Annotated in this window: 11 protein-coding genes; 5 read left to right on the forward strand and 6 right to left on the reverse strand. The window is 73.5% G+C overall.

Features of this window, described 5'->3' with window-relative positions; all coding sequences use genetic code 11:
• Window positions 1-7 precede the first annotated feature (7 nt).
• The 3 genes from J7E94_RS12670 to rsmH all read right to left on the reverse strand — a co-directional run bounded on the left by J7E94_RS12670 (window position 8) and on the right by rsmH (window position 3,984).
• Window positions 8-1,984, reverse strand: coding sequence for a penicillin-binding protein 2 (locus tag J7E94_RS12670; RefSeq protein ID WP_215015035.1), 1,977 nt, complete (start codon window positions 1,982-1,984; stop codon window positions 8-10).
• Between the two features lie 474 nt (window positions 1,985-2,458).
• Window positions 2,459-2,890 (reverse strand): hypothetical protein, encoded by a 432-nt coding sequence (locus J7E94_RS12675; protein WP_215015037.1) that lies wholly within the window; start codon window positions 2,888-2,890, stop codon window positions 2,459-2,461.
• 134 nt (window positions 2,891-3,024) lie between these two features.
• Window positions 3,025-3,984: a 16S rRNA (cytosine(1402)-N(4))-methyltransferase RsmH gene (gene rsmH, locus J7E94_RS12680; RefSeq protein ID WP_215015039.1), complete on the reverse strand. Its 960-nt coding sequence runs from the start codon at window positions 3,982-3,984 to the stop codon at window positions 3,025-3,027.
• Between the two features lie 284 nt (window positions 3,985-4,268).
• On the opposite strand from rsmH, the gene J7E94_RS12685 reads away from it, so the two are divergent.
• The 4 genes from J7E94_RS12685 to J7E94_RS12700 all read left to right on the forward strand — a co-directional run bounded on the left by J7E94_RS12685 (window position 4,269) and on the right by J7E94_RS12700 (window position 9,781).
• Window positions 4,269-4,856, forward strand: coding sequence for a beta-class carbonic anhydrase (locus tag J7E94_RS12685; RefSeq protein WP_374224430.1), 588 nt, complete (start codon window positions 4,269-4,271; stop codon window positions 4,854-4,856).
• Between the two features lie 136 nt (window positions 4,857-4,992).
• Entirely contained in the window at window positions 4,993-6,003 is a 1,011-nt protein-coding gene (locus J7E94_RS12690; protein ID WP_215015043.1) for a MoxR family ATPase, read from the forward strand.
• On the forward strand, window positions 6,003-7,367 hold the full coding sequence (locus J7E94_RS12695) for a DUF58 domain-containing protein (protein ID WP_215015045.1): 1,365 nt from the start codon (window positions 6,003-6,005) through the stop codon (window positions 7,365-7,367). Before J7E94_RS12690 ends, J7E94_RS12695 begins: the two co-directional genes overlap by 1 nt.
• Complete coding sequence (locus tag J7E94_RS12700; RefSeq protein WP_215015047.1) at window positions 7,364-9,781, forward strand: DUF3488 and transglutaminase-like domain-containing protein; 2,418 nt, start codon at window positions 7,364-7,366, stop codon at window positions 9,779-9,781. Before J7E94_RS12695 ends, J7E94_RS12700 begins: the two co-directional genes overlap by 4 nt.
• 705 nt (window positions 9,782-10,486) lie before the next feature.
• Here the strand turns inward: J7E94_RS12700 and J7E94_RS12705 are convergent.
• The 3 genes from J7E94_RS12705 to J7E94_RS12715 are packed head-to-tail and all read right to left on the reverse strand — an operon-like array spanning window position 10,487 to window position 14,088.
• Window positions 10,487-11,119, reverse strand: a complete 633-nt coding sequence (locus J7E94_RS12705) for a TetR/AcrR family transcriptional regulator (RefSeq protein ID WP_215015049.1) — start codon at window positions 11,117-11,119, stop codon at window positions 10,487-10,489.
• Window positions 11,120-11,147: 28 nt separating this feature from the next.
• Entirely contained in the window at window positions 11,148-13,235 is a 2,088-nt protein-coding gene (locus J7E94_RS12710; RefSeq protein ID WP_215015051.1) for a YhgE/Pip family protein, read from the reverse strand.
• Window positions 13,207-14,088 carry an ATP-binding cassette domain-containing protein gene (locus tag J7E94_RS12715; protein WP_215015053.1) on the reverse strand — a complete coding sequence of 294 codons (882 nt, stop codon included), beginning with the start codon at window positions 14,086-14,088 and terminating at the stop codon, window positions 13,207-13,209. Before J7E94_RS12715 ends, J7E94_RS12710 begins: the two co-directional genes overlap by 29 nt.
• Before the next feature lie 198 nt (window positions 14,089-14,286).
• Here J7E94_RS12715 and J7E94_RS12720 point away from each other — a divergent pair, with 198 nt between their 5' ends.
• Window positions 14,287-14,835 carry an SAV_6107 family HEPN domain-containing protein gene (locus tag J7E94_RS12720; RefSeq protein WP_215015055.1) on the forward strand — a complete coding sequence of 183 codons (549 nt, stop codon included), beginning with the start codon at window positions 14,287-14,289 and terminating at the stop codon, window positions 14,833-14,835.
• Window positions 14,836-14,926: the final 91 nt, after the last annotated feature.

Here is a 14,926-nt window from a genome sequence, read left to right on the forward strand (position 1 = left end):
CGGTGGGTCATCGACCGGGCTGCGGACTGGGCTGCGGGGCGGGCTGCGGACCGGGGTCGAAGGCGACCGGGAGCCCTGCGGGGGCCGTGCCGGTGGGGGCGACCTGGAGGGTCTTCAGGGCGAACTCCATGACCTTCTTGTAGATGGGGCCGCAGATCTGGCCGCCGAAGTAGCTGCCCTTCGTAGGGTTCTGGATCGCGCAGTAGACGGTGATGCGCGGGTTGTCGGCGGGTGCGAACCCGGCGAAGGAGGCGGTGTAGCCCTTGTAGCGGCCGGTGGCCGGATCCACCCGGTTGGAGGTGCCGGTCTTGCCGCCGACCCGGTAGCCGGGGATCTTCGCCTTGGCCCCGGTGCCCTCCTGGTCGTCCACGACGGATTCGAGCATCTCGGAGAGGGTCTTGGCGGTGTCCCGGCTGATCACGCGGGTCTGTTCGGGCGCCGGGGCCGGGGTGAAGCGGCCGTCGGGGCCCTTGGTGCCGCGCACCAGGGTCGGGGTGATCCGCACTCCGCCGTTGGCGATGGTGGAGTACACGGAGGCCGCCTGCATGGCGTTGAGGGACAGGCCCTGGCCGAAAGGAATCGTGTACTGCTGGGAGGTGGACCAGTCCTCGGGGTCGGCGAGGATGCCGCGGGACTCGCCCGGGTAGTTCAGGCCGGTGGGCCGCCCGATGCCGAATTTGTCCAGGTACGAGTACAGGACCTTGTTGGCCTCGGGCTGCGTGGGGCCGAGCTGGCCGGTGGCCAGGATGGTGCCGATGTTGGAGGACTTGGCGAGGACCCCGTTGAGGGTCAGGTACCAGGTCGGGTGGTCGACGTCGTCCTTGAAGAGCCGGTCGCCGCGGTGCAGCCGGTTCGGCACCTCGACGTGGGTTTCGGGGGTGGCCTTCTTCTCCTCCAGGACGGCGGCCATCGACATCACCTTGGCGGTGGAGCCGGGCTCGTACACGTCCTGGAGCGCGGCGTTGCCCATGGCGGCGGAACGGGCGCCGGTCAGGTCGTTGGGGTCGAAGCCGGGGGCGTTGGCCATGGCCAGGACCTCGCCGGTGCCGGTGTCCTGGACGATGACGTAGCCGCGGTCGGCCTCGGACTTCTGGACCTGCTCGGTGATGGCGCTCTGCGCCGCCCACTGGATGTCGCGGTCGATGGTCAGCTCGATGTCCTCGCCGGGCACGGCGGGCTTCTCGCTGGAACCGGCCGTGGGCACCTTGCGGCCGCCGGACTGGGCGTAGGTGACCTCGCCGTCCTTGCCGGACAGCTTCTTGTCGAGGGAGGACTCCAGGCCGCCGGCGCCCTTGCCTTCGGCGTTCACGTAACCCAGTATCCCGGCGGCCAGGTCGCCGTTCGGGTACACGCGCTTGCTGCTGTCCTCCTTGAACACGCCGGCGAGGACGTTGGCGCCGGGGCCGTTGTTCCTTTTGTCGGCCTCGGCCTTGTCCGCGAAGACCTTCTTGAGGTCCTTGATCTGGTTCCAGACCTGGGGGGTCTGGCGGTGGGCGAGGACGACGTACCGGGTGTTCCTGGTCTTCAACCGCTCGGTGAGCTCCTTGGCGTCCTTGCCGAGGATGGGCGCGAGGAGGGCGGCCGCCTGCTCGGGGGCGTCCGGGGCCTTGCTGTCCTGCGGGGTGAACATCTTCGGGTCGGCGGTGATGTCGTACGCGTCGACGCTGGTGGCGAGGGCCACGCCCTTGCGGTCGGTGATCTCGCCGCGCTCGGCGGCCAGCCTGACGCTGGTGTAGCGGTTCTTGGAGGCCTCGGCGGAGAAGGCGGAGGCGTCGACGGCCTGCACCTGGAGGAGGCGGACGACGAAGGCGACCATCACGAGCGTCAGCCCGATGCTGACGAGGCGCAGCCGGGGCTTGGGGCTGCCGAGCCGGATGGTGTGCGGGCGCCTGGCCGCGGCGGGCCGCCGCGTCGCGGGCCGCGCCGTCACCCGCGCCCTGGCCGGCCCGGGCACCCGCCGCCGCGGCGGCTCCTGCGGGCTCACCGGCCCACCGCCTGCTGCGGCCGGACCCGGGCGTCCAGCGGTGCCGCTGCGGGGGGTGCGGGCCGACAATGCCCTGCGGGCCGCTTCCCGGGGCTCCGCCCCACACCCCGCGCCTCAAACGCCGGAGGGGCCGGGTGTGGCCGCCCGGCGGCGATGCCCGTGCCGGGGAGGACAGGTGCACGATGCCCCGCGGGCCCCTTCCTGGGGCTCCGCCCCAGCCCCCGCGCCTCAAACGCCGGAGGGGCGGGGTGTGGCCGGCGCCGCCCGTCGGTGCGCGCAGCGCAACACTGCCCGGCGGGCTGGATTGCCCGCAGGGCAGTTCCAGCCCCGCCGGCGCTTGAGGCGCGGGGGCTCGGGGGCGGAGCCCCCGCCGGGGCCGGGGCGGAGCCCCGGGAGCGGCGGCCGGGGTCGCAAGCCCCGGTTTCGGAAAGGGGCGGGGTGGGGGAAGGCCCCGCAGGGATCCGCGTCACGACGTCACCTTCCAGGAGGCTGGTTGGGCTGCGGGGTCGGGCTGGGCGCCGCCGCCGACTGCGACGGCGCGGGCGTAGGCGTGGGGGTGGGCGCAGGCGTAGCCACAGGGGCCTGCGGGGCGGCCGCCGACGGCGGCACGGGCGGGGGCGGGGGCTCCGCCGGAGACGCGGCGCCGGTGATCTTGCCGTCCGGGCCGATGAAGACCGGGCTGCCGCCCGGGACCAGGCCCAGCTCCTGGGCCCGCCGCTGCAGCGCGTCCGGCGCCGAATACCCGTCCACGTCCCGCTGGAGCGCCTGCTGCTCGTCCGTGAGCGCGGTGGTCTCCCTCTTCAGCTTGCTCAGCTGGAAGGACCCTTCGTTCAGCGCCGAGTTCAGCAACAGCAGACTGATCAGGCCCCCGCCGAGCAGCGCCACGACCAGCAGCACGAACGGCATCCGCGCCGCCTGCCCGCCCGACCGCCCCGGCCGTCCCGGACGGACCGGCCCGCCGAGCGCCCGGCCGACCAGGGCCGCTCGCCCGCGCGTGAGCGTGGCAAACCTCCCGCCCCTGCCGCCGCCCCCGGCGGCCGTCACAGCCGCGCCTCCCGGATGCGTTCGACTCCGCGGAACCTCGCCGGGGCGGCCCGCCGGTTCTCGGCGATCTCCTCCTCGGTCGGCAGTTCCGCCCCGCGCGTGAGCAGCTTCAGCTTCGGCTGGTACTTCTCCGGGACCACCGGCAGCCCGGGCGGAGCCGTGGACGCCGCGCCCGCCGCGAAGACCTGCTTCACGAGCCGGTCCTCCAGCGAGTGGTACGAGAGCACCGCGATCCGGCCGCCGACCGCGATCCGGTCCACCGCCGCCGGAATGGCCTTCTCCAGCCCCGACAGCTCGCCGTTGACCTCGATCCGCAGTGCCTGGAAGGTCCGCTTGGCCGGGTTGCCGCCGGTCCGCTTCGCGGCCTGCGGCAGCGCGTCGCGGATCAGCTCGACCAGCCGGGCGCTGTTGGTGAAGGGCTCCTTCTCCCGCTGCCGGACGACGGCGGACACGATCCGCTTGGCCTGCTTCTCCTCGCCGTACTGGCGCAGGATCCGTACGAGCTCGCCCGGCGCGTAGGTGTTGAGCACCTCGGCGGCGCTGATGCCCGTCGTCTGGTCCATCCGCATGTCCAGCGGCGCGTCCTGCGCGTACGCGAACCCGCGGTCGGCCTCGTCCAGCTGCATGGAGGAGACGCCCAGGTCGAAGAGGATGCCCTGGACGGTCGGGATGCCCAGGCCGTCCAGCACCTCGGCCAGGTCGGCGTAGATCGCGTGGACGAGGGTGGCCCGGTCGCCGAAGCGGGCGAGCCGCTCTCCGGAGAGCCGCAGGGCCTCCTTGTCGCGGTCGAGGCCGATCAGGTGGGCCTCGGGGAACCGGGTCAGCAGCGCCTCGCTGTGGCCGCCGAGGCCGAGGGTGCAGTCGACGACGACGGCCCCGGGCCTCTCCAGCGCCGGGGCCAACAGGTCCAGGCACCGCTGGAGCATCACCGGGACATGTCGGGACTCGCTAGTCAAAGCGCCCTCTCAGATAACGGCGCGACAGGCGTACGTACGCGCCGCGCACGCGGAGTCTTCGGGGCCGGGCGGCCGGTCAGGGCCGGGCTCCGGCCGGTTCGCGTCACTTTAGTGCAACGGTCGCCGCGGTCAACGAACCGCCTCGCGCGCCGTGCGCGTCGCCGTGCGCGCCCCCCGCACCGAACCCGCAAATGCCGCGAATCACCCTGTTGGCCGCCTCCCCCTCACTCCTGTGGGTTAGCTCACAACAAGGCTTGTTGACCTTCTTTGTCCACCCTCACTCGATGCCCCCACACGCTGTGACCATTACCGTCGTACCCATGACGACTTCCGCATCCCTGCCTGCCGAGTCCGCGCCCGAGGCATCCGGCGGCGGCTCCGTCACCGACCGGCTGGTCGCGGCGAACCGCGCCTACGCGGCGGAGTTCACCGATCCGGGCATGGACGCCCGCCCCGTCCTGCACGTGGCGGTCGTGGCCTGTATGGACGCCCGCCTCGACCTGCACGCCGCCCTCGGCCTCGAACTCGGCGACTGTCACACGATCCGCAACGCGGGCGGCGTGGTCACCGACGACACCATCCGCTCCCTCACGATCAGCCAGCGGGCCCTCGGCACCCGCACGGTCATACTGATCCACCACACCGGCTGTGGTCTCGAAAGCCTCACCGAGGACTTCCGGCACGAGCTGGAGGACGAGGTCGGCCAGCGCCCGGCCTGGGCCGTGGAGGCCTTCCGGGACGTGGACCAGGACGTACGCCAGTCCATGCAGCGGGTCCGTACCAACCCCTTCCTGCCCCACCGCGACGATGTGCGAGGCTTCGTCTTCGACGTGCACACCGGGCTCCTCCGGGAGATCGATCCCCGCTCTTGAGTGACACAAGGCCGTAACGCCGTCAAGAATGCGGGGAGACGCCCCCCGGGACCCCCCGGGGCCGGTGTCCGTGTGTGGGGTGGGCCGGTTCATGCGCCGAGGGCGTCGGCCCTGGGAATGGGCCGAGGAGAACCAGGTGACCACGTATGACGACCGAGCGAGCCTCGCTGATCTGACCAGCACGGCGGAGCGGGTGCGCCAGTCGGTCGAAAGCGTGATCGAGGGCAAGCCCGAGGTCGTTCGCCTCGCGCTGACCGTGCTGCTCGCCGAGGGGCACCTGCTGATCGAGGACGTGCCCGGCGTCGGCAAGACCATGCTGGCCAAGACACTCGCCAAGTCGATCGACTGCTCGGTGCAGCGCATCCAGTTCACGCCGGACCTGCTGCCCTCCGACATCACCGGCGTCAGCATCTACGACCAGCAGCGCCGCGAGTTCGAGTTCAAGCCGGGCGCGATCTTCGCGCAGATCGTCATCGGCGACGAGATCAACCGCGCCTCGCCGAAGACCCAGTCGGCGCTGCTGGAGTCGATGGAGGAGCGCCAGGTCACCATCGACGGCACCACCTACGCGCTGCCGAGCCCCTTCATGGTCGTCGCCACCCAGAACCCGGTGGAGATGGAGGGCACGTACCCGCTGCCCGAGGCCCAGCGCGACCGTTTCATGGCCCGCGTCTCCGTCGGCTACCCGAGCCCCGAGGCCGAGCTCCAGATGCTCGACGTGCACGGCGGGCTCTCCCCGCTCGACGACCTGACGGCGGTCGCGCACGCCCACGAGATCGTCAAGCTCATCGAGGCCGTCCGCGAGGTCTACGTGGCCGAGGCGGTCCGGCGCTACGTCGTCGACCTGGTCTCCGCCACCCGCCACCACCCGGACCTGCGCCTGGGCGCCTCGCCCCGCGCCACCCTGCACCTGCTGCGCGCCGTGAAGGCCTCCGCCGCGCTCTCCGGCCGGGACTACGTGCTGCCCGACGACGTCCAGGCGCTGGCCGCCCCCGTCCTCGCGCACCGGCTGCTGCCCACGGCCCAGGCCCAGCTGAACCGGCGCACCGCCGAGCAGGTCGTCGGTGAGATCCTCCAGCGCACCCCCGTCCCTGCAGCGCACGCCCGCGGCGAGATGCCGCCCGGCGCCGGCATCCGGGGCTTCTGATGAGCGCCGGTGCCCCGCGCGGCGCCGGCCGCCCGGAAGGCGGGCTCCGCACGTCGCTGTCCGGCCTGACCACCCGCGGGCGCTCCTTCCTGGCCGCCGGGACCGCCGCCGCCGCGTGCGCGTACGTGCTGGGCCAGGGCGAACTGCTCCGGGTCGGCCTGCTGCTCGCCGCCCTGCCGCTGATCTGCGTCTACGCCCTGCACCGCACCCGCCACCGGGTCTCCGGCACCCGCCGGCTGACCCCGCAGCGGGTGCCCGCGGGCGGCGAGGCCCGGGTGCAGCTGCGCATGGACAACGTCTCCCGGCTGCCCACGGGCCTGCTGATGCTCCAGGACCGGGTGCCGTACGTGCTCGGGCCCCGGCCTCGGTTCGTCCTGGACCGGGTCGAGGCCGGCGGGCGCCGCGAGGTCTCCTACCGGGTCCGCTCCGACCTGCGCGGCCGCTATCCGCTCGGCCCGCTCCAGCTGCGGCTGACCGACCCCTTCGGGCTGGTCGAGCTCACCCGCTCCTTCAGCACCTACGACACCCTCACCGTCATCCCGCGCACCGAGCCGCTGCCGCCCGTCCACCTGGCCGGCGAGTCCTCCGGCTACGGCGACGGGAGCCGCCGCTCGCTGGCCCTGGCCGGCGACGACGACGTGATCCCGCGGACCTACCGGCGCGGCGACGACCTGCGCCGGGTGCACTGGCGCTCCACCGCCCGCTACGGCGAGCTCATGGTGCGCCGCGAGGAGCAGCCCCAGCGCAGCCGGGCCACCGTCCTGCTGGACACCCGGCGCATCGCCTTCGAGGGCGCGGGCCCCGACTCCGCCTTCGAGTGGGCCGTCTCCGGGGCCGCCTCGTCCCTGGTGCACCTGCTGGAGCAGGGCTTCTCGGTGCGGCTGCTCATGGACACCGGCGACTCGGTGCCCGGCGAGGCCGGCGGCGGCTTCACCTCCGGCGGGCACGAGTCCGCGGAGGCCGCCGGGCTGATGATGGACACCCTCGCGGTGGTCGGGCACTCGGACGGCGCGGGCCTCTCCCGGGCCTACGACGCGGTGCGCGGCGGCGGCGGTTTCGGCGGAGCCGGCGCCGAGGGGCTCCTCATCGCCTTCTTCGGAGACCTGGACGACGTACAAACCGAAATGGCGGCCAAGATGCGCCAGCGTGCCGGGGGCGCGGTGGCCTTCGTACTGGACTCCGCGACCTGGGCCGGGCAGCCCGCGCAGAACCACGCCCTGCCCCCGCTGGAGCAGCGGTTGAGCAGGCTGCGCGACGCGGGCTGGACGGCGCTGGCCGCCCCTCCCGGGGTGGCCTTCGGCGAACTGTGGCGCCACGCCGGTACCGCGCGCCTGAGCACGGGAACCTCCGGAGGGCGGGCATGAGCGGGCGGGCGAGAGTGATGGTCTTCGCGGCACTGGCGACCCTGCTCACCTCGTGGTCGCTGGTCCCGCTGGTCGATTCGGCGGGCTGGCTGCTCCAGGCGGCCCTGCTGCTGGCCGTGCAGAGCGCGGTGGGGGCCGGGGTCCGGCGGGTGCCGGTCGCACGGTCGCTGACCGTGGCCGCGCAGCTGCTGGTGTCGCTGGTGCTGCTCGCGTTCCTCTTCGGCGGCAAGGCCGGGACCGGCGGGACCGGGCCGGTGGCCTACCTGGTGACGGACTTCGGCGCGCTGTTCCGGCGCGGTGTGCAGGACGTGGGCGAGTTCGCGATCCCGGCGCCGATGACGGACGGCATCCGGCTGCTGCTGGTGTGCGGGGTGCTGCTGATCGGGCTGCTCGTGGACCTGCTGGCGGTGACCCTGCGGACGGCCGCCGCGGCCGGGCTGCCGCTGCTCGCGCTGTACTCGGTGGCCGCGGGCCTGTCGGGCGGCGGGGAGGCCTCCTGGTTCTCCTTCCTGCTGGCGGGCTCCGGGTACCTGATGATGCTGCTGGCCGAGGGCCGCGACCGGCTCGCCCAGTGGGGCCGGGTCTTCGGCGGGGCCCCACCCGGCCGGGTATCGGCCGCCTCCGGCCTGGGCAGCGGCCCGGGCGGTCACGCGACGGCCCCCGTGCGGACCGGCCGGCGGATCGGCGCGGTGGCCCTGGGACTGGCGCTGGCGGTGCCGGCGGCGCTGCCCGCGCTCGGCGGCGGGCTGCTGGGCGCGCAGGGCGAGGCCGAGGGCGGCGGCAGCGGGGTGGGCGGGACGATCTCGGCCGTCAACCCGCTGGTCTCCCTCCAGAGCAACCTGAACGCGCAGGACAACCGGGTGGTGCTGAAGTACCGGACGGACAACCCGCAGCAGGGTGAGCAGTACCTGCGGATCCTCGCCCTGGACGAGTTCAACGGCGTCAAGTGGGAGGCCTCGGGGCGTGCCCTGACCGATGTGCCGGAGCAGCTGCCGAACCCGCCCGGGCTCGCCGGGCCGGTCCAGGCGGGCGCGGTCGAGGTGCGCACCAACATCTCGGCGGCGGACAGCTACACGCAGCGCTACCTGCCGATGCCGTATCCGGCGACGAAGGTGGACATCCCCGGGAAGTGGCGGTTCGAGCCGGCCGGCCGGACCCTGGTCGGGGACCAGCTGGGCAAGGACACGTTCCAGAACGTGCAGGGCGCGATGTACACCGTACGCAGCCTGCAGCTGCGGCCGACGGCGCAGCAGCTGCAGAAGGCTCCCGCGCCGGCCCGGGAGATCCGGGACGAGTACACGAAGCTGCCGGACAACCTGCCGCCGGTGGTCGCCGACACGGCCCGCCAGGTGACGCAGGGCGCGAAGGACGACTACACGCGGGCGGTGAAGCTGCAGGACTTCTTCGCGGTCAGCGGCGGGTTCCGCTACAACACGAAGACGGCGTCCGGTACGGGTCCGCAGGCGGTCGCCCGCTTCCTCGCCGACAAGGAGGGGTTCTGCGTCCACTTCGCCTTCTCGATGGCGGCGATGTCCCGCTCGCTGGGCATTCCGGCGCGGGTGGCGGTGGGCTTCACCCCGGGCGAGAAGCAGTCGGACGGCAACGTGAACGTCTCCATGAGGGACGCGCACGCGTGGCCGGAGCTCTACTTCGAGGGTGTGGGGTGGACGCGGTTCGAGCCGACGCCCCGGTCGGGCATCAACGTGCCGGACTACTCCCGGCCGCAGACTCCGGCGGCCCAGCCGTCGGCGCCGTCGGCGCTGCCCTCGCAGGCCGCGCCGGAACCGTCGGCCGCGCCGTCGAAGGCGGACGACTGCCCGCCGGAGCTGAAGAAGCTGGGCGAGTGCGGGGTGGTGGCGCCCGCGCAGGGCTCCGCCGGCGACGACGGGCCGTCGGCGACGACGATCCTCGGCTGGGCGGCGGTCGCGGTGGCGGTCCTGTCCCTCCCCCTCCTTCCGCTGCTGTGGCGGAGCCGTGTCCGGGCACGCCGGCTGGGCGGCGGGGAGGTGGCGGCGGCCTGGCGCGAGCTGGGCGACTCCGCCTGGGACGTGGGCGTGCCGCCGGACGAGGCGCTGTCGCCGCGACGGGCGGCGGGCCGGATCGTGGAGCTGGGCCGCCTGGAGCCGGAGGCCGCCGGTGCGGTCCACCGGGTCGCGGGTGCGGTGGAACGGGCCCTGTACGCACCGCCGGGCGCGGCGGCCCCGTATCCGAACCTGCCGGACGACGTGCTGCGCGCCCGCACGGGCCTCCTGGCCTCGGCGCCCCGCACCACCCGCCTCCGAGCTCTCCTCTTCCCCCGCTCGGCAGCCCGCGTCGCCTGGGCGGTCTCCGCCCGCTGGTCCGCCCTCACCACAACCCTGTCCACCCGCCTGACAACCCTCCGCAGCCGCCTCCCCCTGCGAATCCGCGGCTGACCCTCCCCCTCGCGAACGCCCGACCCGCCGCGGGGCCGTCAGCCCGCCGGCGCTTGAGCCGCGCGGGCCCCTTCAGCCCCGCCGGCGCTTGAGGCGCGGGGGCCCTTTCAGCCCCGCCGTCGTTTGAGCGCGGGGGCCCTTTCAGCCCCGCTGGCGTTTGAGCGCGGGGGCCCTTTCAGCCTCGCCGGCGTTTGAGCGCGGGGGCCCTTTCAGCCTCGCCGGCGTTTGAGCGCCGCCAGCGTTTGAGCGCGGGGGCCCCTTCAGCCTCGCCGGCGTTTGAGGCGCGGGGTCCGGGGCGGAGCCCCGATCTCTGAGCCGCGCAGGCCCACTCGGCTGGACCACGGCCCCGCCGAAACCTTCAGCCCCGCCGGCGCTTGAGGCGCGGGGTCCGGGGCGGGGCCCCGGCAGCGGCGGGGAGGCCGGGCGCGCGGACGCGGCGAGGCTCGATCCCCCCGAGCCCCGCCGCGCCGGCGTACCGCATCACGGAGGAGGCACCCGGTCCGCTCCGCGGCCCCGTGTCCGCGGTGCGGACCGGGTCTCCTGTCCGCTGCCCCCAGTCTGGCGTTCGCGCAGGTGGGAGCCATCCGCGCACGTACTCATTTCCGCGCCTAGGTACGGATACTCAGTCGCCGCGGCAGGCCCCACCAGTTGTACGGCCTGCCGCCCCCGCGCGGCACCGCCGACTGGGGGGTGCCGCCCACCGCGTCAGCGGTTTCCGCTGACCCGCCCCCGCAGCAGCAGCGACAGCGCCGAGTGCACGTCGTCGAGCGACCGCTCGCTCTGGAAGGACTGCCAGTCCAGCGCCGCCACCAGCACCATCCCCACCATGGCCGCAGCCGTCAGCGGCACGTCGATCTCCGCGCTCAGCTCCCCCCGCTCGACACCCTCCCGCAGCACCGTCTCCACGACGGCCACCGCCTCCTGCCGTACGACCATCAGCGTGGACTGCCAGGCCCGGTTCGTCCGCCACAGCTCGGCGACGTAGAGCTGGGTGAAGGCCGGGTACCGGTCGATGAAGACGAGCCCGGCCCGGATCATGGCGTCGAGCGCCTCGACCCGGCTGCCGCCGCGCGCCTCCGTCTCCTCCGCCGCCGTCCGCAGCGAAGCGGTCAGCAGGCCGACCCCGTGCCGCAGCAGCTCCTCGAAGAGGTCGTTCTTGCTCGCGAAGTTGTAGTAGACGGTGCCCTTCGCGACGCCCGCCCGCTCGGCGATCTCCTCGACCGTGGTCGCGGAGAAGCCCTGCTCGGCGATCAGCGTGACGGCTGCCTCGTAGAGCTTCTGGCGGGTGGCCTGGCGTCGACCGCCGCCGGTGCCCGTAGCGGTGCTGCTGCTTTCCATGGCGCTGATTCTCACAGGTCAACCGCTCCTACAGGCTCAGTTCCGGATGCAGCCGGTCCATGGTCCACACCTGCTTGCCGCGGGCGGCGAGCGCGGTGAGGGCGAGGGCGCCGACGGTGAAGGCCGTCAGGACCGCGCAGCCCTGCCAGACGGGGGCGAGGTCGCCGCCCGTGATGAGGCGGCGCAGGCTCTCGACGACGTACGACATCGGCAGGTACGGGTGGATGAAGTTGAAGAAGCCGGGGCTGGTCTGTACGGGGTAGGTGCCGCCCGCCGAGGTCAGCTGGAGCATCAGCACCGCGAGGACCAGGATCCGCCCGGCCGCGCCGAACTTGGCGTTCAGCCACTGGACGATGGCCGCGAAGCAGCCGGTGACCAGCATGAGGAAGCCGATGGTCAGGGCCGGGCGGGCCATCTCCAGGCCCAGGCCCCAGTGGAGTACGGACATCAGCGCGCTCACCTGCGCGACGCCGATGCCCGCCACGGGCAGCCAGCCGGCGAAGGCTACCCGCCAGGGCGAGGCGCCCGCGGCCAGGGCCCGCCGGTTCATCGGGGCGATGAGCATGTAGGCGACCATCGCGCCGACCCAGAGGGAGAGCGGGATGAAGTAGGGGGCGAAGCCGGTGCCGTAGTTGGGCGCCTTGTGGAGGGACTGGTTGGCGAGCTGGACGGGGTCGGCCATGACCTGCGTCCGGGTGTCGCGCTGCTGCTCGTCGTAGTCCGGGATCTTGCCGGCGCCCTCGTGCAGGCCGCCGGCGAGTTCGCCGGTGCCGTCGACGAGCTTGTACATGCCGCCGTCGAGGGTGTGCGCGCCGTCGCCGAGCTTGCCGACGCCCGCGTTGATGGCGCCGGAGCCGCCGGTGGCGGTGCCGATGCCCGCGTGCAGCTGGACCATGCCGTCGGCGACCTGCTGGGCGCCGCTGTTGAGGGCGTTGACCTTGGCGACGGCCGCGTCGAGGTCGGCGGCGAGGCCGGGGGCCTTGTCGACGAGCTCGCGGGCCTTGTTCTCCAGGTCGGTCAGCTGGGTGCGGAGCTTGCCGACGTCGCCGTTGGTGTTGCCGACGAGGGTGTTGACGTCGCCGGAGAGGAGGGCGGCCTCGGCGGCGTCGTCCCTGACCTTCTTCAGTTCGGGACAGGAGGCCAGGTGCGGCTCCGCGCCCGGGGTGACGCAGTGCTTCGTGTAGTACGCGTCCGCGCCGGTGGAGGCCTTCTTGGCGGCGGAGGCGGCGGCCGGGGCCTTCTCGGCGAACTTGTCGAGGTGGTTGTTGACGACCTTGGCGGTGTCGGCGACCAGCTTGGCGGTGTCCGCCAGGTTCTTGGGGTCCTTGACGAAGGGGCGGGCCTTGGCGGCGGCGCCGTTGACCTTGTCCGCGAGCGCCTGGGTGCCGTCCGCGACCTGCCGGGAGCCGGTTTCCAGCCGGCCGGCGGCGGTGTTGAGCTTCTTCAGGCCGCCGGTGAGCTCGCCGGTCTTCTCCTTGGCCATGTCGAGGCCGTCGGCGAGGTCCTTCGCGCCCTGCTGGGCCTTGCCCGCGCCGTCCTTGAGCTGGTCGGCGCCGTCGGCGGCCTCGGCGGTCTTGTCGTGCAGGTCGGAGAAGCTGACGAAGATCTTGTCGAGGAAGCCGCGGGAGGCGTTGGTGGACGCCGCCGCGCGGACCTCGGAGAAGACGGTGCGCGAGATCGAGCCGACGATGTAGTTGTTGGCGTCGTTGGTGCGGACCTGGAGGGCCCCGGTGGTGGGGTCCTCGCCGGAGCTGGAGGCGATCTTCGCGCTGAAGTCGGCGGGCATGGTCAGGGACAGGTAGTACGTCCCTTTCTCCAGCCCTTTCGCCGCCTCCTCGGCGCTCACCTCGCGCCAGTCGAAGGTCTTGCTGTCGTGGAGCTTCTTGGTGATCTCGCCGCCGGCGTCGATGCGCTTGCCGTCGACGGTCGTGCCCTTGTCGGCGTTGACGAGGGCCACCGGGACCTTGTCGAGGCGCTTGTACGGGTCCCAGAAGGAGCACAGGTACAGCGCTCCGTAGAGCAGCGGGATGAGGAGCAGCGCGACGAGAGCGGCCGCGGGCAGCTTCCCCCGCCCGAACCGCTTCAGCTCAAGCGCGGCCAGCTTCGGCGAGCGCATCGTCCGCCCCCTTCGTGTCGTCGTTCACGTCTTCTGTGTCTGCGGGTTCGGTGTCCGCGTCATCGGCATCGGCATCGGCGTCTTCGGTCTCGGCGTCCGCGTCCGCGGTGTCCGCGGTGTCCGCCCTGTCCGCGGTGTCCGCCGGCGCCGTCGGATCCGCGGGGGCGGTCCTCAGCACCACGGCGTCGGCCGGCGCCTCGCTGCACACGGCGAGCACGGTGGTGCCGGCGGCGGCGAGGGAGCGGAGCAGGTCCCAGGCCTCGGCGCGTTCGGCTTCCGAGAGCTTGAGGTCGAGGTCGTCGAGGGCCAGCAGCCGCGGGGAGCCCAGCAGTGCGATGGCCACGGACAGCCGTACGGACTCCAGGCGTTCCAGGTCGCGTACGGAGGTGCGCGGCCCCTTGGGCAGGGTCCCGAGGTCCAGTCCCGCGGCGGCGAGGGCGGCGTCGATCCGGGCCTCGGTGTCGGTGCGGCGCTCGGCGCGGGGGCGCAGCAGGGCGCGGACGGGACCCTCGTAGCGGCGCTGCAGCAGGGCTCCCTCTCGCAGCTGCTCGGCGACGGTGAGCGCCTGGTCGAGGTCGTTGACCCCGGGGACCGGGCCGAGGGCGGCGATCCGGCGGACCGCGGCCATCTTCTTCGGCAGGCGGTGGGGGCCGATCTCGGCGTGGCCCTCGGTGGGTTTCATCCGGCCGGTGAGGGCCAGGATCAGGCAGGTACGGCCGCTGCCGGAAGGACCTTCGACCGCGATGAGCGAGCCGGGCGCCGCGTCGATGCCGACTCCCCGGAAGGCCCAGCCGCGCGGGCCCTTGAGTCCGAAGTCCTCGGCTTTGACGGCCGCGCCGTGCGGGCTGTCCACACCGTCCCCCTTCTTTTGAACTGACCGGTCAGTTCAAAAACTACCACCTCTCGGGGCATTCCGTGGGCAGGAGGGGGCAGTTGGCGAGTCCGCCACCGCAAAACCGCAGGTCAGCGGCGATTGTCAGTGGGGGCCGCCACGATGGTGGGAGCGCATCGAACGCGTCGTACGCACGAACGCATCGACAGGAGGTTCGTCATGGCCACACCGTCCCCGTCCCCTGTCCACCCCGTCCTGCGGAGGTCGGCTGCACCCTCCCCTACGGCTCCGCTGCGGGGATGCCCCAGGGCCGCACTCGACCTGCTCGCCAAGGCCCGCAGCGGCCTGGCCGAAGCCGCCCGGCTGACCCGGCCGAACGAGCGGTACGCCACCGCGCACCTCGCCGCACTGCGCACCGCCGCGGCCGTGCTCGCCGCGCGCGGGCGGCCCGAACCGGTGCACCCGCGGCGGCGGCCGCGGATCCGCAGCGCGTGGGAGGTGCTGCCGGAGATAGCGCCGGAGCTGACGGAGTGGAGCGCGCTCTTCGCCTCCGGCGCCGCCCGGCGGGCCCGGGCCGAGGCGGGGTTACCGGGCGCGGCCGGCGGCCGGGACGCGGACGACCTGGTGCGCGCGGTCTCGATGTTCCTGCGCCTGGTGGAGCGGATGCTCGCCGTCCAGCCGACGCAGCCGGCCTCCGCCCGGACCGGGGCACAGGCAGTGGGGCAGGCCGTGCCCCAGCCGCGGCCGGAGCGTCCGGCGGCGGGATGAGCTGACCGGCCGCGGAAGGCAATAGGGTAGGGCGGAGTGGGGTCCGCATCACTCACCCCCCTTTCCCTACCGCGCCGAGGAGCCATCAGCC

This window comes from Streptomyces sp. ISL-94 (genome assembly GCF_018614075.1).
Lineage (GTDB): Bacteria > Actinomycetota > Actinomycetes > Streptomycetales > Streptomycetaceae > Streptomyces.